At 60.6% G+C, this 24,474-nt stretch carries 18 protein-coding genes and 1 pseudogene; 10 read left to right on the top strand and 9 right to left on the bottom strand.

The genetic code is table 11. The features are described 5' to 3' along the window. Window positions 1-46: 46 nt before the first annotated feature. Window positions 47-502: a tRNA (cytidine(34)-2'-O)-methyltransferase gene (locus HU727_RS19055; RefSeq protein ID WP_186533773.1), complete on the bottom strand. Its 456-nt coding sequence runs from the start codon at window positions 500-502 to the stop codon at window positions 47-49. On the opposite strand from HU727_RS19055, the gene HU727_RS19050 reads away from it, so the two are divergent. Continuing rightward, complete coding sequence (locus HU727_RS19050) at window positions 501-941, top strand: hypothetical protein (RefSeq protein WP_186533772.1); 441 nt, start codon at window positions 501-503, stop codon at window positions 939-941. The two genes, HU727_RS19055 and HU727_RS19050, sit on opposite strands and share 2 nt — an antisense overlap. Before the next feature lie 531 nt (window positions 942-1,472). On the opposite strand, the gene ntrC is transcribed toward HU727_RS19050, so the two are convergent. From ntrC to glnA, 5 genes are all read right to left on the bottom strand, one after another. Beyond that, window positions 1,473-2,909: a nitrogen regulation protein NR(I) gene (ntrC, locus tag HU727_RS19045; RefSeq protein ID WP_186533771.1), complete on the bottom strand. Its 1,437-nt coding sequence runs from the start codon at window positions 2,907-2,909 to the stop codon at window positions 1,473-1,475. Beyond that, window positions 2,906-3,991 carry a nitrogen regulation protein NR(II) gene (glnL, locus tag HU727_RS19040; RefSeq protein WP_186533770.1) on the bottom strand — a complete coding sequence of 362 codons (1,086 nt, stop codon included), beginning with the start codon at window positions 3,989-3,991 and terminating at the stop codon, window positions 2,906-2,908. The genes ntrC and glnL overlap by 4 nt, the downstream gene beginning before the upstream one ends. 230 nt (window positions 3,992-4,221) lie before the next feature. Continuing rightward, window positions 4,222-4,845: a DUF4124 domain-containing protein gene (locus tag HU727_RS19035; RefSeq protein WP_186533769.1), complete on the bottom strand. Its 624-nt coding sequence runs from the start codon at window positions 4,843-4,845 to the stop codon at window positions 4,222-4,224. After that, window positions 4,842-5,354 carry a DUF4124 domain-containing protein gene (locus HU727_RS19030; protein ID WP_186533768.1) on the bottom strand — a complete coding sequence of 171 codons (513 nt, stop codon included), beginning with the start codon at window positions 5,352-5,354 and terminating at the stop codon, window positions 4,842-4,844. The genes HU727_RS19035 and HU727_RS19030 overlap by 4 nt, the downstream gene beginning before the upstream one ends. Window positions 5,355-5,640: 286 nt before the next feature. After that, entirely contained in the window at window positions 5,641-7,047 is a 1,407-nt protein-coding gene (gene glnA / locus HU727_RS19025) for a glutamate--ammonia ligase (RefSeq protein ID WP_186533767.1), read from the bottom strand. A gap of 328 nt (window positions 7,048-7,375) precedes the next feature. On the opposite strand from glnA, the gene thiI reads away from it, so the two are divergent. After that, a complete protein-coding gene (gene thiI / locus HU727_RS19020) occupies window positions 7,376-8,830 on the top strand; it encodes a tRNA uracil 4-sulfurtransferase ThiI (protein ID WP_186533766.1) in 1,455 nt (484 codons plus the stop codon). 139 nt (window positions 8,831-8,969) lie between these two features. Further along, a complete protein-coding gene (gene typA / locus HU727_RS19015) occupies window positions 8,970-10,790 on the top strand; it encodes a translational GTPase TypA (protein WP_186533765.1) in 1,821 nt (606 codons plus the stop codon). Between the two features lie 259 nt (window positions 10,791-11,049). On the opposite strand, the gene HU727_RS19010 is transcribed toward typA, so the two are convergent. Then, window positions 11,050-11,487, bottom strand: coding sequence for a YkgJ family cysteine cluster protein (locus HU727_RS19010; RefSeq protein ID WP_186533764.1), 438 nt, complete (start codon window positions 11,485-11,487; stop codon window positions 11,050-11,052). Window positions 11,488-11,747: 260 nt separating this feature from the next. Here HU727_RS19010 and HU727_RS19005 point away from each other — a divergent pair, with 260 nt between their 5' ends. The 5 genes from HU727_RS19005 (at window position 11,748) to HU727_RS18985 (ending at window position 21,306) form a co-directional block, all read left to right on the top strand. Next, a complete protein-coding gene (locus HU727_RS19005; protein WP_186533763.1) occupies window positions 11,748-14,198 on the top strand; it encodes a glycogen/starch/alpha-glucan phosphorylase in 2,451 nt (816 codons plus the stop codon). A 250-nt stretch (window positions 14,199-14,448) separates the two neighbouring features. Then, window positions 14,449-18,036, top strand: a complete 3,588-nt coding sequence (locus tag HU727_RS19000) for a DUF2339 domain-containing protein (RefSeq protein WP_186533762.1) — start codon at window positions 14,449-14,451, stop codon at window positions 18,034-18,036. Then, window positions 18,033-19,397: a DUF3999 domain-containing protein gene (locus tag HU727_RS18995; protein ID WP_186533761.1), complete on the top strand. Its 1,365-nt coding sequence runs from the start codon at window positions 18,033-18,035 to the stop codon at window positions 19,395-19,397. Before HU727_RS19000 ends, HU727_RS18995 begins: the two co-directional genes overlap by 4 nt. Before the next feature lie 292 nt (window positions 19,398-19,689). Then, on the top strand, window positions 19,690-20,700 hold the full coding sequence (locus HU727_RS18990) for a class 1 fructose-bisphosphatase (protein ID WP_039756611.1): 1,011 nt from the start codon (window positions 19,690-19,692) through the stop codon (window positions 20,698-20,700). A gap of 3 nt (window positions 20,701-20,703) precedes the next feature. Further along, the gene (locus HU727_RS18985; RefSeq protein WP_186533760.1) at window positions 20,704-21,306 is read left to right on the top strand and encodes a DUF924 family protein; all 603 of its coding nucleotides are present in this window, start codon (window positions 20,704-20,706) and stop codon (window positions 21,304-21,306) included. A gap of 136 nt (window positions 21,307-21,442) precedes the next feature. Here the strand turns inward: HU727_RS18985 and HU727_RS26160 are convergent, their stop codons facing one another. Continuing rightward, window positions 21,443-22,207, bottom strand: coding sequence for a methyl-accepting chemotaxis protein (locus HU727_RS26160; protein ID WP_437180427.1), 765 nt, complete (start codon window positions 22,205-22,207; stop codon window positions 21,443-21,445). 93 nt (window positions 22,208-22,300) lie between these two features. Then, a pseudogene (locus HU727_RS26155) lies at window positions 22,301-23,323 on the bottom strand (cache domain-containing sensor histidine kinase); the annotation flags it as partial. A 292-nt stretch (window positions 23,324-23,615) separates the two neighbouring features. Between HU727_RS26155 and HU727_RS18975 the strand changes: the two are divergent. After that, window positions 23,616-23,870: a hypothetical protein gene (locus HU727_RS18975; protein WP_186533758.1), complete on the top strand. Its 255-nt coding sequence runs from the start codon at window positions 23,616-23,618 to the stop codon at window positions 23,868-23,870. A gap of 29 nt (window positions 23,871-23,899) precedes the next feature. Next, on the top strand, window positions 23,900-24,469 hold the full coding sequence (locus tag HU727_RS18970) for a lipocalin family protein (RefSeq protein ID WP_186533757.1): 570 nt from the start codon (window positions 23,900-23,902) through the stop codon (window positions 24,467-24,469). The last annotated feature ends 5 nt before the right edge of the window (window positions 24,470-24,474 follow it).

Below are 24,474 nucleotides of genomic sequence, written 5' to 3'. Positions count from 1 at the left end.
ACAGCGCTTTCGCGAGCAGGCTCGCTCCCACATTCGTTATACGGCGTTACTTGAAACCGTTCTGGCGCCAGGCTTCGTACACGGCAACAGCCACGGTGTTGGACAGGTTGAGGCTGCGGCAACCTTCGCGCATGGGCAGGCGCAGGCGCTGATCGGCGGGCAGGGCGTCGAGAACGTCCGCTGGCAAACCTCGGCTTTCCGGGCCAAACAAAAACGCATCGCCGGGCACGAACGCCGCATCATGAAAGGGCCGCGAGCCCTTGGTGGTGAACGCGAACACGCGGGGATTGCCCAGGCTTTCCAGGCAACTGGCCAGGTCCGCATGACGTTGCAGCGTGGCATATTCGTGGTAATCGAGACCGGCCCGGCGCAAGCGCTTGTCGTCCATCTCGAAACCCAGCGGTTCGATCAAATGCAGGTGGCAGCCACTGTTGGCGCACAGCCTGATAACGTTGCCGGTATTCGGCGGAATTTCTGGTTGAAAAAGGATGACGTGAAACATGCACGGCTCCGAAGGTAAAGATGACGCGCATTCTACGCCGCAAGCGGACCCGCGTTCGAAACTATTGCCGCGGGTGATCGGTTCGCTGGCGATTGTCGGACTGATGGTCGGGCTGATGATCGGCCGCCTGACCACGCCTGATCCAAGCGTGCTGGAGCAGGTCGAAGTGACCGAAAATGGTCTGGTGGTTTGGTTCAACAATGAGCCGAAGCTGCACGGCGAAATCATCGATGGCACCATCGCGCTGCTGTTTCAGGCCGAGGGCCGGGCGCAGAAGGGCCAGCTCAAGTTCAACGGCAAGGACGTGAACTGGCGCGTGCGCAAAAGTGACGAGGGATTGTTGCTGACGGTGCTGGCGGCGCGGCCGCTGCAGGGTGAGTGGAGCGGTAGCGAAGTTGATGATCGCTGGCGGCTGGAGGTCCATCTCCGGGAGCAATAAAAGCGGGAATCCCTGACCTGCCTGTATCAGGGTTCCCAAAACAGGTGGGCTTCGCTTCAAGCGTCGGCCCGGTATAAAGAGGGAACCCCCGGCCTGCCTGTACCAAGGATCCCAAAAGGGTAGGCGCGCCTTGCGGTGCGAGCCCAATGTAAAGAGGGGAATCCCCGGCCTGCCTGTACCAAGGTCCCCGAAACGGGTGGTGATTCGAATCACCTGCAAGAGGTATTGCAGGGCGCGTGCCAGATTCAAGCCTGTAAAAAAATAAAGCTGATCAGAAACGCCAAAGCCCCGGAATTCGGGGCTTTGGCGTGTGTCAGGTTTTAGTTTTCAACGGTTTCTGAACCTTTTTAGAGCCCATCCGCCGTGCGCGATAGCGGGTCAAAGTGCATTGGGTTGGTGCACAAAGGTGTACCTGTGGGAGCGAGCCTGCTCGCGAAGGCGTCGTGTCAGTGACCCTCTCTTCGATGACACACCGCTTTCGCGAGCAGGCTCGCTCCCACATGAGTTCTTTTGCCGTAGATATTCGACGTATTAACCCTCTTCTCCCTCATCATCATCCCCGCCATCCACCTTCATCCCTAATTCCTTGATCTTGCGCGTCAGGGTATTACGCCCCCAGCCCAACAGCACCGCGGCATCACGACGCCGCCCGGCAGTATGTTTCAGCGCCGTCTCGATCATGATCCGCTCGAATGCCGGCACTGCGCTGTCGAGCAGGCTCGACTGGCCACGAGCCAAGGCCTGATCGGCCCACTGGCGCAGCGCCTGTTCCCAGTTGGTCACTGGCGCCGAATCCTGCGGCAGGTTGAGCAGTTCCGGCGGCAGGTCACTGATGTGCACTTCACGCCCGGATGCCATGACCGTGATCCAGCGGCAGGTGTTCTCCAGCTGACGCACGTTGCCGCCCCACGGCAGGTTTTTCAGGTATTCCTCGGTTTCGCTTTTCAGCAGCTTCGGCTCGACCGCCAGTTCCTGCGCCGCGCGGCTGAGAAAGTGTCGGGCCAGGGTCGGGATGTCTTCACGGCGATCCGACAGGCGCGGGATATGAATGCGGATCACGTTGAGGCGGTGGAACAGGTCCTCACGGAATTTGCCGGCGTGGACCAGGGTCTCCAGGTTCTGGTGCGTTGCCGCAATGATCCGCACGTCGACCTTGACCGGTACATGGCCGCCGACCCGATAGAACTCGCCGTCAGCCAGCACGCGCAAAAGACGCGTCTGGGTATCTGCCGGCATGTCGCCGATTTCGTCGAGGAACAGCGTGCCGCCGTCCGCCTGCTCGAAGCGTCCGCGACGCAGGTTCGCGGCGCCGGTGAACGCACCCTTCTCATGGCCGAACAGCTCGGACTCCATCAGATCCTTGGGGATCGCCGCCATGTTCAGCGCAATGAACGGCGAGGCTGCGCGCGGGCTGTGGCGGTGCAGCGCATGCGCCACAAGCTCTTTGCCAGTGCCGGATTCGCCGTTGATCAGCACGGTGATGTTGGAGTGGCTCAAGCGGCCGATGGCGCGAAACACTTCCTGCATCGCCGGCGCTTCGCCGATGATCTCCGGGGTGCGGGTCAGCGCCGGCACGACTTCCAGGCCTTGTTGTTCCTGGGCGTGCTGATTGGCACGTTTGACCAGCGACACCGCTTCGTCGACGTCGAACGGCTTGGGCAGGTATTCGAAAGCGCCGCCCTGGTAGGAGGCGACAGCGCTGTCCAGATCGGAGTGAGCGGTCATGATGATGACCGGCAGCCGTGGATGCTGTTCGCGGATCCGCGCCAGCAGATCCAGACCACTGGCGCCCGGCATGCGGATGTCGGAAATGATCACGTCCGGCTGCTGCCGGGCCAGACGACTCATCACGCCATCGGCGCTGTCGAAGCTCTGGGTGGTCATGCCTTCCTGCTGCAGGGCCTTTTCCAGAACCCAACGGATAGAACGGTCGTCATCGACGATCCACACGGTTTCACTACGGCTCATGTCGATGTGGCTCCTTGTTCCAGGGGCAGGAAGATCGAGAAGGTGGTGTGGCCTGGATGGCTTTCACACTCGATCAGACCCTGGTGCTGACTGATGATGTTCTGGGTGATGGCCAGGCCCAGCCCGGTACCGTCGGGGCGACCACTGACCATTGGAAAGAAAATGGTTTCCTGCAGGTCCGCCGGGATGCCGGGGCCGTTGTCGATAATTTCGATCTTGGTCACCAGGCGGTGGCGGATGTGGCCAATGGTGAACTGGCGCATGGCGCGGGTGCGCAGGCTGATGCGGCCCAGGCGCAGCTCGTTCTGGCTGCTGATCGCCTGCATGGCGTTGCGCACGATGTTCAACACGGCCTGAATCATTTGTTCGCGATCGATCAACACGTCGGGAATGCTCGGGTCGTAATCGCGCACCAGGGTGATGCAGCCCTGGCTTTCGGCTTCGACCAGATGGCAGACGCGTTCGAGCACTTCGTGAACGTTGCACATGGCCAAAGAAGGCAGCTTGTTCGAACCGAGCATGCGGTCGACGAGATTGCGCAGGCGATCGGCCTCTTCAATGATCACGTTGGTGTAGTCACGCAGGCTTTCTTCCGGCAGCTCACGGGCCAGCAGTTGCGCTGCGCCACGGATGCCACCGAGCGGGTTCTTGATTTCATGGGCCAGGCCGCGCACCAGCATCTTGCTGGTTTCCTGCTTGGACAGCTGCGCCTCTTCCTTTGTGATCCGCAATAGGCGATCACGCGGGTGGACCTCCAGCAAGAGCAGGGTTGCGCCATTGCTGAGGATCGGCGTCACGGCGTAATCCACGGTCAGTGTCTGGCCGGTGAGGGCGGTGAGCATCGCTTCGCGCTTGGTGAACGGGTGCGCCTGTTCGACCGCCTGGCGCAGGGAATTGAGCGCCTCGGGGGATTCGGTGAACAGTTCGCTGATGAACTGGCCGTGGCTGCGCTGGCCGCTCACGGCCAGGAGCATCTCTGCTGCCGGGTTCATGTACTCGAGCCGCAATTGGGCGTCGAGCAGGATGGTCGCCGTGGTCAGGTTGTCGAGCAGCAAACGGTGGATAGCGTCGCTTATGGTCATCTGGACCCCTTTTGGAGCAAGGCGTGCGCGAGAACAAAGCGCTGAAATCGGGAAAATGCAAAAACCAAACCAAGGCTCCGAAAAGAAGCGTTTGCGGCCTGAAACAGGCGTTTGACGCGCGTTTGTATGGCACGAAGCCAGCTCAAGCGGGAAGTTTCGAACCAAAATGGGTTGTAATATGGGTCTTGGGTAGTTTAGTGCACCAATGTAGTGCGCATTGCCTTATGGCGTTAAAAGAAACGCAGGAAGGGGTTTTTCGGCTCTTCAGGCTTGTCCTTGAGCGGGCATTCTGGACGCACGCCATAGTCGCCGGCCACGCACGGTTTGACCTGACGTTTCTGCGCCAGGGAAATGCGCAGCATGTGGAATGGCTGATTGGCGGTGCGCTCCACGGTCCGCCCGGTCTCGTCGAGAATCTCGATTGAAAGATTGTGACTGCCACGATCGATGTTGCGCAGCGCGAATACCGGGCTGGCTCCGGGTTCGCCGGTCGCCTTGCCATCGAGCAGCAGACGATAACGATGACCGCTTTGCAGGCCGGGCTCGCTGGTGACGCTGACAATCAGCTCACCGGCGCTGCTGCGCAGGGTTGCGTCGGGCTCCGGAATCAGAATGCGCAGCATGTCGTAGTGAAAGGGCGGTTGTTCGGAAGGCTTCTTCGCGATGGCGACTGGCGCGGCGCCCGTCGCAGGGGCAGCCATGCGGTTGCTCGTCGCGATGGGCACTCGCTTGGCGTTGGCGCGAGGCTGATCGGTATAGACGCGGTTGCCCTGCGCATCGATGTACGTGAAGACCTCTGCGAAGGCCTGCGCCGCCATCAGCGCCAGTGCGACCAACAATGCTGCGCGGATCATGGCTTGTGCACGCGTTGCACGGTGAACACGGCGGGTGGGCTCTGCTGAACGACCGTCTGGCCGTCGATGACCTGGACGGCCAGCCGATGCTCGCCTCGATCAACATTCACCAGCTGCAGGACGGGCACATTGCTCGGCTGGCCGTAGGGTTGGTCGTCGAGCACCAGCTTCAATTGATGAGGCGGTTGCAGGCGCGGCTTGATCATTACGCTGACGGTGAAAGTGCCGTTGTTGGCGCGCAGGGCCTCTTCGTCGGGCAGGCCGGCAAGTTCCAGTATGTCGTAGGCCTTACGCGGCGGCTGGGGTTCTTCGGCGCTGGGTGCTGGCGGCGCACTCGGCGCTTGCGACTCGACCCGGTTGAGCGGCGGCAGCTCGACCGGTTGCGCCTGCACACCGTCCGGCGGCTGATTGCTGTAGGCGGTGTTGCCATCGGCATCGGTGTACTTGTAGATCTGCGCGGCGGCGGGCAGGGCGATCAACAGCAGGCTGTATAAAAAGGTGCGACCCATGAAATCGACCGGGATTGAAAACGTTGGGTAGCAGCATAGGCCAGGTGCGGCGGTTGGCCCAACTGGCTACACATCCAGAGATCATTCAAGCACCACGAATCCACTGTGGGAGCGAGCCTGCTCGCGAAGGCGACTTGTCAATCACCGTCACCTTCAATGATCCACCGCATTCGCGAGCAGGCTCGCTCCCACGTGGAAACTGCGCCGCGTCATAAATTACGGCAATAAAAAAGGCCTCCCGAAGGAGGCCTCTTTCTGTCGCGCCGCTTGCGCAGGCGCTACCGGATCAGCAGCTGTAGTACAGCTCATATTCCAGTGGGTGCACGAAGGTGCGAACCTTGATTTCTTCTTCCGATTTCAGTGCGATGTAGGCATCGATGAAGTCGTCGGAGAACACGCCGCCCTTGGTCAGGAACGCACGGCCCTTGTCCAGCTCTTCCAGGGCTTCTTTCAGGCTGCCGCAAACTTGTGGGATCTCTTTGGCCTCTTCAGGCGGCAGGTCATACAGGTTTTTGTCGGCAGCATCGCCTGGGTGAATCTTGTTCTGGATGCCGTCCAGACCGGCCATCAGCAGTGCTGCGAAAGCCAGGTACGGGTTGGCAGCCGGATCCGGGAAGCGGGCTTCGATACGACGGCCTTTAGGGCTGTTGACGTAAGGAATACGGATCGAGGCGGAACGGTTGCGAGCCGAGTAGGCCAGCATCACCGGGGCTTCAAAGCCTGGCACCAGACGCTTGTAGGAGTTGGTGGCCGGGTTGGTGAAGCCGTTCAGTGCCTTGCCGTGCTTGATGATGCCGCCGATGAAATACAGGGCGGTCTCGGACAGGCCGGCATAGCCTTCACCTGCGAAGGTGTTCTTGCCGTCTTTGGAGATCGACATGTGCACGTGCATGCCCGAACCGTTGTCGCCGTACAGTGGCTTCGGCATGAAGGTCGCGGTGCGGCCATAAGCGTCGGCAACGTTGTGGACAACGTATTTCAGGGTCTGAACTTCGTCAGCTTTTTTCACCAAGGTGTTGAACTTGACACCGATTTCGTTCTGACCGGCAGTCGCCACTTCGTGGTGGTGAACTTCAACGGTCTGGCCCATTTCTTCCAGGGCGTTGCACATTGCGGTACGGATTTCGTGGTCATGGTCGAACGGCGGAACCGGGAAGTAGCCACCTTTGACGCCCGGACGGTGACCCTTGTTGCCGCCTTCGATGTCCTGGTCGGACATCCACGAACCTTGTTCGGAGTAGATCTTGAACATCGAACCGGAGATGTCGGACTTGAATTTCACTTCGTCGAAGATGAAGAACTCAGGCTCTGGACCGGCGAAGACGGTGTCACCGATACCGGTGGTCTTCAGGTATTCCTCGGCGCGGTGAGCGATGGCGCGCGGGTCGCGGTCGTAACCCTGCATGGTCGACGGTTCGATGATGTCGCAGACCAGGATCAGGGTAGGGTCTTCGGTGAACGGGTCCAGGACGGCGGTTTCGTCGTCCGGCAGCAGGATCATGTCGGAGGCTTCGATGCCTTTCCAGCCAGCAATGGAAGAACCGTCGAACATCTTGCCAACTTCGAAGAAGTCGTCTTCCAGCGCATCGCGAGCCGGCATGGTCACGTGGTGCTGAGTGCCTTTGGTGTCCGTGAAGCGCAGATCAATCCACTTGACGTCATGATCTTTGATGAGTTGAACCGACTTCGACATAGTGTCCTCCGGGTGGCTTAGGGCTTGGTAGTGGATGCCCTTAATAGGTGTGATGCCGGCGCAGATACTCTGCCAAGGCAACCTGCCTCACAAGGGAGCAAATTGCATGCCAGTGCCCCAGCATGGGTTTTTTGCGCCAAATTCGGGCCTTTAGAGAGGCAAAGCAGGGCGAAGGTCCATTTTTCGCCCTCTAATGTAGCGTGCAAAATCGAAAATGACCCGTTTTGGTGCGGCGAAAACCTTCTGTACATTAACTGGTTAAACCTTGAGCAATTTCCGCTATAATCCGCGCCCCCCTTTTTCGGCTGGCCGTTCGCGCGCTGTTTTCATGAAACTTATCGTTAAAGTCTTCCCCGAGATCACCATCAAAAGCCGACCTGTCCGGACGAAATTCATCCGCCAGCTGGCCAAGAACATCCGCGCCGTGCTCCGTGATCTGGACCCGGCTGTGGTGGTGAACGGCGTGTGGGACAATCTCGAGCTGGAAACCCGTGTTACCGACGCCAAAGCCCTGAAAGAGATGGGCGAGCGCCTGACCTGCATGCCGGGCATCGCGCACTTTCTGCAGATCGACGAGTACCCGCTGGGCGACTTCGACGACATTACCGAAAAGTGCAAACAGCACTACGGCGATGCGCTGGCCGGGAAGATTTTCTCGGTGCGCTGCAAGCGTGCCGGCAAGCACACATTCAGTTCGATGGACGTCGAAAAATACGTCGGCAGCAAGCTGCGTCGTGAGTGCGGTGCAGCCGGAATCGACCTGAAATCGCCCGAAATCGAAGTCCGTATCGAAGTTCGCGACAAACGGTTGTTCGTTATCCACAGCCAGCACAACGGCATCGGCGGCTACCCGCTCGGCGCCCTGGAGCAGACGCTGGTATTGATGTCCGGCGGTTTTGATTCGACCGTTGCGGCCTACCAGATCATGCGTCGCGGCCTGATGGCGCATTTCTGCTTCTTCAATCTGGGCGGACGTGCCCATGAATTGGGCGTGATGGAAGTCGCGCACTTCATCTGGAAGAAGTACGGCAGCTCGCAACGCGTGCTATTTGTCAGTGTGCCGTTCGAGGAAGTGCTGGGCGAAATTCTCGGCAAAGTCGATAACAGTCATATGGGTGTGGTTTTGAAGCGTATGATGTTGCGCGCCTCATCCGAGATCGCCGATCGCCTGCACATCGATGCGCTGGTGACCGGTGAAGCGATCTCCCAGGTGTCGAGCCAGACGCTGCCGAATCTTTCGGTGATCGACTGCGTGACCGACAAGCTGGTGCTGCGTCCGCTGATCGTCGCGCACAAGCAGGACATCATCGACACGGCCAACGAAATTGGCACCGCCGATTTCGCCCGACACATGCCTGAGTACTGCGGCGTGATTTCGGTCAACCCGAAGACCGCTGCCAAGCGCGGCCGGGTTGAGCACGAAGAAAAAGAGTTCGACATGGCGGTGCTCGAGCGTGCGCTCGCAAACGCCAAACTGGTGCCGATCGATCGGGTCATCGACGAGTTGGGCCAGGATGTGCAAATTGAAGAAGTCGGCGAAGCGCTGGCCGGTCAGATCGTCATCGACATCCGTCACCCGGATGCCGCCGAGGATGACCCGCTGGAACTCGCCGGGATAGAGGTACAGACGATGCCGTTCTATGCAGTGAACGCACGTTTCAAGGAACTGGACCCTACTCGCCAGTACCTGCTGTATTGCGACAAAGGCGTGATGAGTCGCCTGCATGCCCACCATTTGCTCAGTGAGGGGCATGCCAATGTGCGCGTTTATCGACCGAGCTAAGTGCCCGGGGCTGTTTGCCTGTGGCCTGCGTCACCGGCCCCCCGACACCGCCGTCAAGCTGTAACGGCCATGCCGGACACTACTGCTAATCGCTGCCATGACTTGTCAGCAAACCGAATCCTCTGATCGAGATACACAAGTGATCGAAAATCTACGCAACATCGCCATCATTGCCCACGTTGACCACGGTAAAACCACCCTGGTAGACAAACTCCTGCGTCAATCCGGCACCCTGGAGCGCAACGAGCTCAACGACGAGCGCGTGATGGACTCCAACGACCAGGAAAAAGAGCGCGGTATTACCATTCTGGCGAAGAACACCGCCATCAACTGGAACGGCTACCACATCAACATCGTGGACACCCCGGGCCACGCCGACTTCGGCGGCGAAGTTGAACGCGTAATGTCGATGGTCGACTCCGTTCTGCTGCTGGTTGACGCTCAGGACGGCCCTATGCCGCAAACCCGTTTCGTGACCAAGAAGGCTTTCGAAGCCGGCCTGCGTCCAATCGTGGTGATCAACAAGGTTGACCGTCCAGGCGCGCGTCCGGACTGGGTTCTGGATCAGATCTTCGACCTGTTCGACAACCTCGGTGCAACCGAAGAACAACTGGACTTCCAGGTTGTTTACGCCTCGGCCCTGAACGGCATTGCCGGTCTGGATCACACCGACATGGCTGAAGACATGACCCCGCTGTACCAGGCGGTCGTGGACCACGTTCCGCCTCCGGCCGTTGACCGCGATGGTCCGTTCCAGATGCAGATCTCCGCTCTGGACTACAACAGCTTCCTGGGTGTTATCGGCGTTGGCCGTATCGCCCGTGGTCGCGTCAAGCCGAACACCCCGGTTGTGGCTATCAGTGCCGACGGCAAACGCCGCAACGGCCGTATCCTGAAGCTGATGGGTCACCACGGTCTGCACCGCATCGACGTTGAAGAAGCTGCAGCCGGCGACATCGTTTGCATCAGCGGTATGGATTCGCTGTTCATCTCCGACACCCTGTGCCACCCGGACACTGTCGAGGCGATGAAGCCGCTGACCGTTGACGAGCCAACCGTTTCCATGACCTTCCAGGTCAACGACTCGCCATTCTGCGGTAAGGAAGGCAAGTTCGTGACGTCCCGTAACATCAAGGACCGTCTGGACAAAGAGCTGCTGTACAACGTTGCACTGCGCGTTGAAGAAGGCGACTCGGCTGACAAGTTCAAAGTTTCCGGCCGTGGTGAGCTGCACCTCTCGGTACTGATCGAAACCATGCGTCGTGAAGGCTTCGAACTGGCCCTGGGCCGTCCTGAAGTGATCATCCGTGAAGTTGACGGCGTCAAGCAGGAACCGTTCGAAAACGTCACCATCGACATCCCTGAAGAAGCGCAGGGCAAGGTCATGGAAGAGATGGGCCTGCGTAAGGGCGATCTGAGCAACATGGTGCCGGATGGCAAGGGCCGTGTTCGTCTGGAATACAACATCCCTGCTCGTGGTCTGATCGGTTTCCGTAACCAGTTCCTGACCCTGACCAACGGTGCTGGCATCCTGACCTCGATCTTCGACCGTTACGACACCGTCAAGTCGGGCCACATGTCCGGCCGTCAGAACGGCGTTCTGGTTTCGGTTGAAACCGGCAAGGCACTGACCTACTCGCTGGAAACCCTGCAGGCTCGCGGCAAGCTGTTCGTGGAACACGGCCAGGAGATCTACAACGGTCAAATCGTTGGTCAGAACAGCCGTGACAACGACCTGGGCGTCAACCCTACCAAGGGCAAGAAGCTCGACAACATGCGTGCTTCGGGTAAAGACGAAACCATCGCTCTGGTTCCACCGGTGAAGTTCACCCTGGAACAGGCTCTGGAATACATCCAGGAAGACGAGCTGTGTGAAGTCACGCCGAAGTCCATCCGTCTTCGCAAGAAGATCCTGGACGAAAGCGAGCGCACCCGCGCTGCGAAGAAAGCCAAGAACTGAGTCATTAGTTCAGGCTGAATGAAAACGCCCCCGGTCGCGAGACCGGGGGCGTTTTTGTTTGTCCGGGATCAAAAGCCCCTCACCCTAGCCCTCTCCCGGAGGGAGAGGGAACTGACCGAGTTGTTCTTTGATTTTGCATCGACCTGAATAATCGAGTCGAACTCAGGTTTGGAAGCGACAGAGATTGGCTCCCTCTCCCTCGGGAGAGGGCTGGGGTGAGGGGCTGGGGTTTAACGGCTACCGAAAAGCTCAGCGTCGTTCAGAAGCGCTCAATCGACCGCGAATTCTGCACGCGCTCGACTTCTTTCGGCTTGTACGCGCAATACCCCGGCCGCGGGCCGATTTTCGGATGGTTGCGGCAAGTGTCGGGGCGCTTGTCATAAATGGTGCACAGGCGGCTTTTACGATCCAGGTAATAGCAATCGTTGTTGCTCATGCGCTGCAGGGTGAAAATCCCTGACTTCTGATTGAAGCGCTCGACCAGTCCTTCCTTTTGCAGCCGCTTGGCAATGTTCTTCGGCGGGTCGCCCAGTTCGAACTCGTCGACCACGCCGATGCGCACCAGGTCCTTGACCTTGACCTCGACCGGCAGCGTGCAGCAACTGGAAATACATGAGCCGCACATCGGCGCCGAGTATTTGGCCCACGTATCGAGGCGATCAATCTCGGCGGCGGCGATCAGGTTGGGCTTCATCATCGGGAGTTACCAGGCGTGTGTGCATCAGGGCGCGCGATCATACCGGGACGGGTGGAATTTTGAACAACCTTTCGCCGGATATTTTCGCCATGACTGCATTTTGCCCGGCAGGACGGCACGGCCCCTGCATTCATTGGTTCATGCGCCAAGGTTATGCCGGGCTGCCGCACAGTCCCGGGAAATCCTGCCGAACCACAGCCATTACCGTCGGTCAGACCGTCTAGGCTCAGACATTTCCCCGCTCGCTCGAGGTCTTATTGATGACTCAAGAACCACTAGTTCGCGAAGCAGAGGTGGCCGCATTCCGCGACGCCGTCCTGACCAAACTCACCTATGCGGTGGGCAAAGACCCCGATCACGCCTTCGACCATGACTGGTTCGAAGCCATCGCCCTGGCTGCGCGTGATCACATGGTTGAACACTGGATGGATCACACCCGGCAGATCTACCGCAAAGGCCAGAAGCGGGTTTATTACCTCTCGCTGGAGTTTCTGATCGGCCGCCTGCTTTATGACAGTCTGAGCAACCTGGGCCTGCTCGACGTTGCCCGTGAAGCGTTGACCGAACTGGGCGTCGATCTGGAACGTATCCGCCTGCTGGAGCCCGACGCGGCGCTTGGCAACGGCGGCCTCGGTCGACTGGCGGCTTGCTTCATGGAAAGCATGTCGACCCTCGGCATCGCTGGCCATGGTTATGGCATTCGTTATGAGCATGGCTTGTTCCGTCAGGCGATTGTTGATGGGTGGCAGCAGGAGCAGACCGAGCACTGGCTGGATTTCGGCAACCCTTGGGAATTCGAGCGGCCGGAAGTGGTGTACCCGATCGGCTTCGGCGGCAGCGTCGAAACCGTCACCGATGCCAACGGCAAGACCCGCCAGGTCTGGTCGCCGGCCGAAACCGTCCGGGCGATTGCCTACGATACGCCGGTGGTTGGCTGGCGCGGTGCAAGCGTCAATACCTTGCGCCTGTGGCGCGCCCGCGCCATGGAAGAGCTCCACCTGGAGCGTTTCAACGCCGGTGACCACCTGGGCGCCGTCGCAGAAGTGGCCCGCGCCGAGAGCATCTCGCGCGTGCTTTATCCGGCCGACAGCACGGAGGCAGGGCAAGAGCTGCGCCTGCGTCAGGAATATTTCTTCGTCGCGGCCTCGCTGCAGGATTTGCTGCGACGTCACCGCAACATGCACACCTCGGTGCTGACCCTGGGCGATCACGCAGCGATCCAGCTCAACGACACCCACCCCTCGATTGCCGTCGCCGAACTCATGCGTCAATTGGTCGACGTCTACGACGTGGCCTGGGACGCGGCGTGGCAAGTCACCGTTGATACGCTCTCGTACACCAACCACACACTGCTGCCGGAAGCGCTTGAAACCTGGCCGGTGGGGTTGATGGAGCGCATGCTGCCACGGCACATGCAGATCATTTACCTGATCAACGCTCAACACATCGACTCGCTGCGCGCCAAGGGCATTCACGATTTCGACGTGCTGCGCGCGGTCTCGCTGATCGAAGAGGACAACGGCCGCCGCGTGCGCATGGGCAACCTCGCGTTCCTCGGTTCGCACAGCGTCAACGGGGTGTCCGGCCTGCATACACAGCTGATGCGCAAAACCGTGTTCGCCGAACTGCACAAGCTCTACCCGGAGCGGATCAACAACAAAACCAACGGCATCACCTTCCGCCGCTGGCTGTATCAGGCCAACCCGGAACTGACCTCGATGCTGGTCGATGCACTGGGCCCGGACGTGCTCGATAACCCCGAGGAACGCCTGCTCGACCTCGAACCGTTCGCCGAAAAACCGGCGTTCCGCAAGGCCTTCGCCGAGCAGCGCCTGCACAGCAAAAAAGCGCTGGCGTACCTGATTCACGAACGCCTGGGGATTGCCGTCAACCCGGCGGCGATGTTCGACGTTCAGGTCAAACGGATTCACGAGTACAAGCGTCAGTTGCTCAACCTGCTGCACACCGTGGCGCTGTACCAGGCGATTCGCGCCGAGCCTGAAGTTGACTGGGTGCCGCGCGTGAAGATTTTCGCCGGTAAAGCGGCGGCGAGTTATCACCAGGCCAAGCTGATCATCAAACTGACCAACGATATCGCCCGGGTGGTGAACAACGACCCGACCGTGCGCGGTTTGCTGAAAGTGGTGTTTCTGCCCAATTACAACGTCAGCCTGGCGGAAAGCATCATTCCGGCGGCGGATTTGTCCGAGCAGATTTCCACCGCCGGTTTCGAGGCCTCGGGCACCAGTAACATGAAGTTCGGCCTCAACGGCGGGCTGACCATCGGCACCCTCGACGGCGCCAACGTGGAAATGTGCGAGCGCATCGGTGCCGAGCACATGTTCATCTTCGGCCTCAGTGCGCAGCAGGTTGAAGCGCGCAAGCAGAACCACGAGTTCAGCGCGGTACCGGATATCGCTGCCTCGCACCGTTTGAACGACGTGCTGCAAGCCATCCGTAGCGGTGTGTTTTCACCTGACGACACCTCACGCTACACCGGGCTGATCGACTCGCTGATCGACTACGACCGCTTTCTGGTCTGCGCCGATTTCGACTCCTACTGGGAAGCGCAGAAGCGCGTCGAAGCGCACTGGCATGACTCGCAGAACTGGTGGCGCTCGGCGGTGCTAAACACCTCGCGAATGGGCTGGTTCTCGTCCGACCGGACCATTCGCGAGTACGCCACGGATATCTGGAAGGCGTTGGAGTAACTTTCGCCAACAAATCTGCGCAAGGCCCAACGTTTGTTGGGCCGGATCGATATACTGAGCGCCGGTTACAAGGCATCAGTCACCGCCATACCCTGTGGGAGCGAGCCTGCTCGCGAAGCGATTTTCATCTTCAACAGAAATGTTGGCTGACAATCCGCCTTCGCGAGCAGGCTCGCTCCCACAAGGTTTGTGCCTAGACTGAAGCCATCGCCGGACTCGCCCCGCCTGGGGCTGCTTAGGGATATCGACCATGCAATGGATGTTCATGTTGATCGGGCTCGTGCTCGGTGGACTGCTCGACGAGTCGTTCAGTGCTGCGCTATTGGGCGCGCTGCTGGGGCTGGTGATCGGGCAGACGGTGCGCATTTCGCGGCTTGGCGCGCAGGCTGGGGAGCAACAGCGTCAACTTGAGCAGGTCAGGGAAGCCTTGCAAGGCGTTGCCCAGCGCCTGTTTGTGCTGGAAGGCTCGCCGTCTCACGCGGCGACGTCGCCAGGCGTTGAGCCTGTCACCGAGCCCGCAGACGAACCCTTCAACATGGCTGAACAGCCTGCGGCGCCTGAGCTGATCTGGGAATTGCCCCCCGGGCTTGAACCGATTTCCGCTGTCGCTCGCCAAACCAGCCAGCCGTTGCCGGCGGACGTCTGGCGCGCTGAACCTGCGTTTGTTGAACTGCCACAGAAACCTGCCGAACCCCGTGGCCCGAACCTGATCGAGCGCGGCATCAGGGCGGCTCGCGACTGGCTGTTCGGGGGCAACACGGTATTGCGCGTCGGTGTGGTGCTGCTGTTTTTTGGTCTGGCCTTTCTGCTGCGTTACGCCACCGAAGGCATGGTGGTGCCGATCGAATTACGTTACGCCGGTGTCGCTGCTGCTGCGCTGGCCCTGCTGGCGCTGGGCTGGTGGCTGCGCCGACGCAACAGCCATTACGCCTTGATGTTGCAAGGCACCGGGATCGCGGTGTTGTACCTGACGGTGTTTGCGGCGATGCGCTTGCATCCGTTGCTGGATCCTTCGGCTGCGCTGGGGTTGTTGGTTGCAGTGACAGTGTTTTCGGCGATTCTGGCGATCACTCAGGATGCGCTGGGGCTGGCCGCTGCGGCGGCGTTGGGCGGTTTCGCCGCGCCGATCCTGACCTCTACGGGCGAAGGCAACCACGTCGCGCTGTTCAGTTATTTCGCCTTGCTCAACGCCGGCATTCTCGCCATCGCCTGGTTCAAGGCCTGGCGCCTGCTCAACCTGATCGGCTTCGTCGGCACCTTCGGCATCGGTTTCGCCTGGGGCTTGCGTTCTTATACGCCAGAGCTCCTGTGGAGCACCGAACCGTTCCTGATTCTGTTCTTCCTCATGTACCTGGCCATCGGCCTGTTGTTCGCCCGGCGAAAACTGCGCGACCTGCCGGATGCCCCGGCGAATAGCGACCGCGAGGCGCTGCTGCGGTGGTCGGCGCGCAAGGGCGATTACGTTGACGGCACGATGCTGTTCGGCCCGCCGATCATTGGGTTCGGTTTGCAGTTCGCGTTGGTGCAACATCTCGAATTCGCGGCGGCATTCAGTGCCCTGGCGCTGGGCATGATTTACATGGCGCTGGCCAAAGTGCTGATGGGCGGACGCGCGGTATTGCTGGGCGAAACCTGTCTGGCGCTGGGGGTGATCTTTGCCAGCCTCGCGATTCCGCTGGGGCTCGATGCGCGCTGGACATCGGCGGCCTGGGCGGTGGAGGGCGCGGGAATTTTCTGGCTTGGGCTGCGTCAGCATCGGCCCTTCGCCCGGGCCTTCGCCTTGCTGCTGCAGTTGGGATCGGCGCTGGCGTTTCTCGGCCAATTGGCTATTGGCGACAGCAGCCTGCTCGACGGGGCGCCGCTGGGGGCGCTGATGCTTGGCGCGGCGCTGCTGTTCAGTTTTCATCAACTGCGCAAGGCTGCGCCTGAACAGGCGTCGCCCTGGGAAAGGCAAGGTCTGCCGGCGCTGGCGTGTCTGGGCCTGACCTTTCTCTATCTGTTGGCACCGCTGTTTTTCTTTGCTCAGGGCACGGCGATCAGTTGGGCCTTGGCCGGATTGGCGACGTTGTTCGTCGGCCTGCGGATTCACTCGCGCACTTTCCTGTTCACCGCGTTCGCTGTGCAACTGCTGGGCGGTGCGTTGTTCCTGCTGCGCCTGCAGGGTGCGGGCGATGATTCGGCAGCCGTATTCAGCGCTGGCTGGAGCGGTTTGCTCAGTGCTTCCTTGATAGGGCTGGCGTTGATCGCCGGCATGCTGCTGGCGGCGCGCGACGACATGGTGCGCGGCGATGTGCGCCTGTTGCGCGGCTTGTCGGTGGTATTGCTGGCCGGGCTTGTGCTGATCAATCTGGCGGTACTGTTCGTGCTGCCATGGCAAACCGCGAGCGCGGTGTGGGCCGCCAGCGGGCTGCTGATCATCTGGCTGAGTCTGTACCTCAAACAGCGGCTGAGTTTCGTCTTCGGACTGCTGTTGCAGGTGATTGGCGGCGCGGCGTTTCTGCTTGGCGGTACCGAATGGCTTGGGCCATTGTCCAGCGAAGGCTTGAAACCCCTGGCCCACGGCGGATTCTGGACGCCATTGGTGCTGGGGCTGGCGGCGATGATTGGCGCGTGGCGCCTGCAGTTGGGCAATCACGCCTCGGCCTTCGATGCCTTGGGTTTGCAGCGCTTGGCGCAAGTACTGCTGGTGTGGGGCGCTGGTTGGTGGGCGCTGGCGTGGGTCAGCGAAGTGCTGCGTTTCGCCTCACCGAATCTGCAAGGCACCTTGCTGCTGTTGGTCGCCGGGCTCAGCGTTGCGTTGTGGACGCTGCTTTCGCTGCGTCTGAAATGGCCGACACTGGGGTTGTTGTGCACGCTGCTGATTCCGGCAGCAGCGCTTGTGCTGATCGGTGCATGGCAGGCGCGTTATCACCCGGCGGCCGAGTTCGGCTGGCTGGCGTGGGTGGCGCTGTTCGCCGTGCATTTCTTCAGCCTGCGTCGCCTGGCGTCGATGCTGCCGGCGCGTGTCTTGGGCGTGGCGCATGTGCTCGGCTGCTGGCTGCTGATTGGCGTGCTGGCGCTCGAGTTGCGCTACGGCCTGCTGCTGTTGTCCGAGCAATACAACGCCTGGCGCTGGCTGGGCTGGGCGATCTTGCCAAGCCTGTATCTGCTGCTGGCAGCGGCACCGCGCAGTTGGCCGTGGCCGGTTGCCGCGTTTGCCCGCGAGTATCGCTTGTACGCGGCGGCGCCGCTGGCGGTGCTGATGCTGGCGTGGTTCTGGCTGGCCAATGGTGTCAGCGACGGCAACCCCGAGCCATTGCCTTACGTGCCGCTGCTGAACCCGCTGGAGCTGGGTTTGCTGTTCGCGCTGTTCGGTGTTTATGTCTGGTCGCGCAGCGCCGTTGCGCAGCTGTCGATCCGCCGTGATTACGCCGACACCGCCACGCAACTGATTGCCGGGGTTTCGCTGTTTGCCTTCTGCACGGCGCTGGTGACACGCGCCGCGCATCACTGGGCCGGCATTCCGTTCGAGCTGGACCAACTGCTCGCCTCGATGCTGGTGCAGGCCGGGTTGTCCATCGTCTGGACGCTGCTGGCGCTGGGGTTGATGATCGGCGGCCATCTGCGTCATCGTCGCGAAGTGTGGCTGATCGGTGCGGCACTGATTGCGCTGGTCGTGGCCAAACTGATTTTTGTCGAGCTGAGCAACCGTGGCGGCCTCGCCCGGATCGTCTCGTTTATCGGCGTCGGCGTATTGCTGCTGGTGGTGGGCTACTTCGCGCCGCTGCCGCCCAAACGCATCGAGGCTGAACCGGTGGCGGACACACCCGCGCCGGAAACCGAAGGAGTTGCATCTTGAGTCGCATGCTGAATCTTGGGTGGTTGGCGCTGGGCGTGGTGATGGTGGCCGGCGCTCAGGAAAAACCGGCAGACTTCGCCACACGGGTGCCTTTGGCGGTGAGCGGCAACGGGCCGTGGTATCGCCTCGACCTGCCGCTGAGCGCGCAATTGCAGGCGCGCCAGACCGACCTCAGCGACTTGCGCGTCTTCAACGCCGCAGGCGAACCGCAGGCCTACGCCTTGGCGCGCGAGTCGGCGCAGATCCGCGATGACGGCAAGTTGCACGAAGTGAAGTGGTTTCCGCTGTACAACGCCGCCGACGCCAGCGAGCGCGCACCGAATGTGCGCGTGCAGTCGACCACCAACGGCACGCTCGTCGAAGTGCAGCCGTCCTCGCAACTCGAGGCGGGCGAAGAAGTGCTGCGCGGCTGGCTGCTCGACGCCAGCGCGATCAAAGCGCCGCTGCAACAGTTGATCCTCGACTGGACCAGCGAGCGCGACGGTTTCCAGCGCTTCAGCATCGAAGCGAGCGACGACTTGCAGCATTGGCAGCCGTGGGGCGAAGGGCAAGTGGCGCGGTTGACCTTTTCCGATGAACGCATCGAGCAACACGAAGTGAGTCTGCCGGGACAGTCCGCGCGCTATTTGCGCCTGCTGTGGGAATCGCCGAACTCGGCGCCGGTCCTGACCTCGGCTCAGCTCAAAAGCAGCGACCCACGCAACCTGCCGCTGCCGTTGGTCTGGTCACCCACCCTGGCCGGCAGCAGCACCAGGGCCGGGGAGTACACCTGGCAGTTGCCGATGGGGCTGAATGTCGAGCGGGTGCAGATAGAACTCAAACAGCCGAACAGTCTGGCCCCGGTAACGCTGGCCGGCCGCCGCGACAGCAGCTTGCCGTGGCAGACACTGAGCAGCGGCTTGCTGTATCGCCTGACGCAAAACAGTCAGGACGTGGTGCAGAACGAAGTCCCGCTCTCCGGGCAAACCGTGCAGCAATTGAAGATGACCGTGGATGAGCGGGGCGGCGGTCTGGGCGAGCAGGCGCCCGATCTGAAATATGCCGTGCGCGCGACGCAGGTCATTTTTCTCGCACGGGGCGAAGGGCCCTACAGCCTGGCGCTGGGCAATTCAGGTGTGAAAACGGCGAATCTGCCGCTGACGACGCTGATTCCGGATTTCAAACCGCAGATGCTGGCGACGTTGGGCAAGGCGACGGTGCAGAGTGAAGCCGTGGCGACGCAGACCTCGACTGCAACAACGGCGGCGGCGACAGAGACCAACTGGAAAAAAATCGGCTTGTGGGCGGTGTTGTTGCTGAGTGTGGTTTTCCTCGGGGCGATGGCGTTCAGTCTGTTGCGCAAGCCACCGGCCAATACCTGAGCATGGCCGGCGCTGCGCGCCAATCGCTGGCAAGCCAGCTCCCACAGTGCACCGCATCCCAATGTGGGAGCGAGCCTGCTCGCGAAAGCGCCCGAACAGACAATGAAAATCCGCAACCGGACATCCTGAATCGGACTACGCTAAACCCGCCGCCTGAACTCTCCACTGACAATCACGTCTCATGCAGGCAAATACACCCTGGCGCACCTTAGCGGGCGTCTTCGCTCGCTACGTTTTCAGACTCCCTGTAAACTGCGCGGGTTTTTAGCCCCCCATTCCACCGGAGCCGTCCATGTCCCGCGTTACCTTGAGTCGCTATTTGATTGAGCAGACCCGCAGCAACAACACTCCTGCCGATCTGCGCTTCCTGATCGAAGTGGTGGCGCGTGCCTGCAAGGAAATCAGCCACGCCGTATCCAAAGGCGCCCTGGGTGGTGTCCTGGGCAGCATGGGCACCGAGAACGTGCAAGGCGAAGTGCAGAAGAAGCTCGACGTGCTGTCGAACGAAATCCTGCTCGAAGCCAACGAATGGGGCGGTCACCTGGCCGGCATGGCGTCCGAAGAAATGGACAACGCCTACCAGATCCCGGGCAAATACCCGAAAGGCGCGTACCTGCTGGTTTTCGACCCACTGGACGGCTCGTCGAACATCGACATCAACGCCCCGGTCGGCACCATCTTCTCGGTTCTGCGTTGCCCGAACGAATACCTGAGCCAGAACGAGCCGCTGAACGAAAAAGCCTTTCTGCAGCCAGGCACCCAGCAAGTCGCCGCCGGCTACGCGATCTACGGCCCGCAGACCATGCTGGTGCTGACGCTGGGCGACGGCGTCAAAGGCTTCACCCTGGACCGCGAAATGGGCAGCTTCGTGCTGACCCACGAAGACATCACCATTCCTGAAACCACCCAGGAATTCGCCATCAACATGTCCAACCAGCGTCACTGGGAAGCTCCGGTTCAACGCTACGTCGGCGAACTGCTGGCCGGTGAAGAAGGTCCGTTGAAGAAGAACTACAACATGCGCTGGGTCGCGGCGATGGTTGCCGATGTGCACCGCATCCTGACCCGTGGCGGTCTGTTCATGTACCCACGCGACAGCCGCGAGCCGTCCAAGCCGGGCAAGCTGCGTCTGATGTACGAAGCCAATCCGATGTCGTTTCTCGTTGAACAGGCGGGCGGCGCCTCCACCGACGGCCACCAGCGCATCCTCGACATTCAGCCGGAAGGCCTGCACCAGCGCGTCGCGGTATTCCTCGGTTCGAAAGAAGAAGTCGCCCGCGCCACGGCCTACCACAAGGAATAAACCATGCACGCGCCCTGGCAGCCGTTGCTCGATTGGTGGTTCGGACACGCCGAATCAGCGAACGCAGTAGCGGCTGAAAAGGGCAAGTTGTGGTTTGGCAAGCGAGACAGCCAGGACCTCGAAGCGCGGACGCGTTTCGGGGTCTTTGTCGATCAGGCCCTGGCTGGCGAATTGACCGAGTGGACGCAACGTCCCGAAGGCTGGCTGGCGGTGGTGCTGTTGCTCGATCAACTGCCGCGCATGATCTATCGCGATACCCCCAAGGCCTTTTCCGGTGACTCACGGGCGCAGAAGCTTGTGGCGCAGGGTGTTGCGGCGGATTTTGATCGTCAACTGAAGCCGATTCAGCGCCTGTTCATTTACCTGGTGTTCGAACACTGCGAAAACCTCGCGGTGCAGAACGAAGCCGTTTCGCGATTCATGGCGCTGGTGGCTGAACAGCCGGAAGAAGAGCGTGCGGTGTTCGCCGACAATCTGGATTATGCTGAGCGGCATCAGAAAGTGATTGCCCGGTTTGGCCGGTTTCCCCATCGCAATGCGGTGTTGGGGCGCGAATCTACGGCTGAGGAGTTGGTGTTTCTTTCCGAACCCGGATCCAGATTCTAAATCTTCAGTGCGGCTGATGCTGCTTTCGCGGGCAAGCCCGCTCCCACAGTGTTTTGGGGTGGAGCACACATTGTGTGAACACCGAAGATCCCTGTGGGAGCGGGCCTGCCCGCGAAGGGGCCAGAAGCAGCGCCGCTTAAATGCGGAAACTACCGACCAGATGCTTCAACCGCGCCGCCTGTTGCTCCAGGTCCGAACACGCCCGCAACGTCGCCTGCAAGTTCTCCACGCCTTCCTGATTCAGCGTGTTGATCTCGTTGATATCAACGTTGATCGACTCGACCACGGCAGTCTGCTCTTCGGTTGCGGTGGCGACTGACTGGTTCATGCCGTCGATCTCGCCGATACGCTGGGTCACGCTGCCCAGGCGTTCGCCGGCCTGGTTGGCGATGCCGACACTGCTTTCGCTCTCGCGTTGGCTTTCGGTCATGATGCTAACGGCCTGGCGCGCGCCGACTTGCAGTTCTTCGATCATCTTCTGCACTTGCTGCGCTGAGTCCTGGGTGCGGTGCGCCAGATTGCGCACTTCATCGGCAACCACGGCAAAACCACGCCCGGCTTCACCGGCACGTGCAGCTTCGATCGCAGCGTTCAGCGCGAGCAGGTTGGTCTGTTGGGAAATGCTGGTGATCACTTCCAGAATCTGGCCGATGTTCACCGTGTTGCTGTTCAGGGTTTCAATGTTGCCGCACGAATCGCTGATTTTCGCCGACAGCTGTTGCATGGCGTGAATGGTTTTATCCACCACCTGCTGACCGTCAATTGCCAGGCTGCGCGCGTCGCTGGAATGTTGCGAGGCGAGGGCGGCGTTCTGGGCGATTTCCTGGGCGGCGGCGCCGAGCTGATTGATCGCGGCAGCAACGCTGTTGGTGCGGCTGGCCTGCTGATCGGAGTTGTACATCGACGAGTTCGAGGCGGCGACCACGCGCAGAGCGACTTCGTTGACCTGACCGGTCGCGGAAGACACTTCGCGGATCGAGGTGTGAATGCGTTCGACGAAGCGGTTAAACGAGGTGCCCAGTGCGCCGAATTCATCGTTGCCCTGGATCACCAGGCGTTTGGTCAGGTCGCCTTCGCCTTCGGCGATGTCGTGCATCGCCCGGCCCATGGTCAGCAGCGGCTGCATCAGCATGCGAATCAGCATGCCGAGCAAAACTATGATGATCAGCACGGCGATGACCATGGCAATCAGTGCCGATGTGCGGAATTCGCTGAGCATCGAGAACGCGGTGTCTTTGTCGAGCACCAGCGCCACGTACCAGTCGGCCGACGGTACGCCGTTAACGCGGGTGAAAGAGATCAGTTGAGTCTGGCCATTGAACTCGACTTCTTTCAGGCCCGGGCTGACCTGGGGCGCACCGCTCGGATAGGCGTCGGCGAGGGTTTTGAGCACCAGTTTGCTGTCCGGGTGAATCAGGATCTTCCCATCAGCGCTGACGATGAATGCATGACCGTGGCCGCCGAAGTTCAGCGAGTTGATGATCGCGCTGACACTGGTCAGGTCGATGTCGGCGCCCGCTACGCCCAGCATCTGGCCTTGGCGTTGTACCGGTGTGGCCACGGTGATCACCAGTTTGCCCGACGAAGCGGCGATGTACGGTTCGGTGACGATGGTCTGTTGCGCGCTGTTGGCGGCTTTGTACCAGCCGCGTGCGCGAGGATCGTAATCCGGGGCGCGGTTGCCGGCCGGCACGGAAAACATCACGCCGTCAGCGCCGCCGAAGTAGCTGAGTTGAAAGTTGCCGGTGTAGGCGGGCAGATCGATGATGCGTTTCAGGCTCGCGGGCGCATTGCCGTCGACGGCGACCTGCTGCGACAGTGATTGCAAAAGTTGAATGCGGCTTTCAAGCCAGGTCTGGATGTTGCTGGTGGTCAGGCTGCCCAATTCCTGCATCGTGGCCTCGGTGCTGCTGCTCAGGGCCTGACGCTGGCGGTAATCGTTGAACAAAATGAAACAGGCGAACGCAACGGCCACCACGAGGGCGGCAGCCAACAGAATCTTGTGGCTGAATTTCATGTTTCTGGTCATCGAATGAACTACCGCGAAGGGGCTGGTCAGAAAGTGCGGCAATTTGCCATATCCGGCAGCGTTGCGCTGCTCTTATTTCGACCGCGTGGCGCCAAAGATTAGACGCCTGCAGCAAAAGTCGACGAAATGCTCGACAGCGTCACAAAGTTTTTGATTTACCGGCAAAAGCCAGACGGGCGGGCTAATAAATAGCCGTCCGGCCACGGAACCAGATGACACTTTTCTCTTCTAAGCTTCTGGTTGGCACCATGCCATCCCCCCTCGTTCCAGGAGTTACACCATGTCGCTGCGATCTCTCGCCCTGCTGTCGTTTTGCGTGCTGTTGGCCGCATGCAGCAAGGTCAATCAGGAAAACTACTCCAAGCTCTCGGCCGGCATGGCCAAGTCCGAAGTGGAAACCCTCCTCGGCAAGCCCACCGATTGCTCGGGCGCGCTCGGTATGTCCAGTTGCACCTGGGGCGACCAGAACAGCTTTATCAGCGTGCAATACGCCGGTGACAAAGTGCTGATGTTTTCCGGCCAAGGCCTGAAGTAAACCGGGGCTTCGCGCCCACGGAGATAAAAATGAAGCGGTTATTGCTGATCCTTTTTGCTGGCCTGGTACTGGCCGGCTGCGCCACTTCCGGCGTCGACCCGTTGGCGCCGAAGACTGTCAACAGCGTCAACCTCAAGCGCTATCAGGGCACCTGGTATGAGCTGGCGCGCTTGCCGATGTACTTCCAGCGTCACTGCGCGCAATCCGAAGCCCATTACACGCTCAAGCCTGACGGCAACATCGGCGTGCTCAACCGTTGCCTGACACCAGACTGGCAGTGGGAGGAAGCCAAGGGCACGGCTTATCCCCAGGTGCCAGGCAAGACCGACAAGCTCTGGGTCGAATTCGATAACTGGTTTTCGCGTCTGATTCCCGGTGTGGCGAAGGGCGAATACTGGGTTCTGTACGTCAGCGACGATTACAAGACCGCCATCGTCGGCGATCCAAGTCGCAAGTACATGTGGCTGCTGTCACGCACGCCAACGGTCAACGGTGTGGTGCGCGAAGAGCTGCTGAGCAAGGCGCGTCAGCAGGGGTATGACACCACGCGACTGATCTGGCGAGCATCGGATCGGCAGATGGCCAAAACTTCGAATTAAGAGCA

This window comes from Pseudomonas khorasanensis (genome assembly GCF_014268505.2).
GTDB classification, from domain to species: Bacteria; Pseudomonadota; Gammaproteobacteria; order Pseudomonadales; family Pseudomonadaceae; genus Aquipseudomonas; species Aquipseudomonas khorasanensis.
Note: the sequence above shows the minus strand (reverse complement) of the source record. Positions and strands in the feature narration are given on the sequence as shown.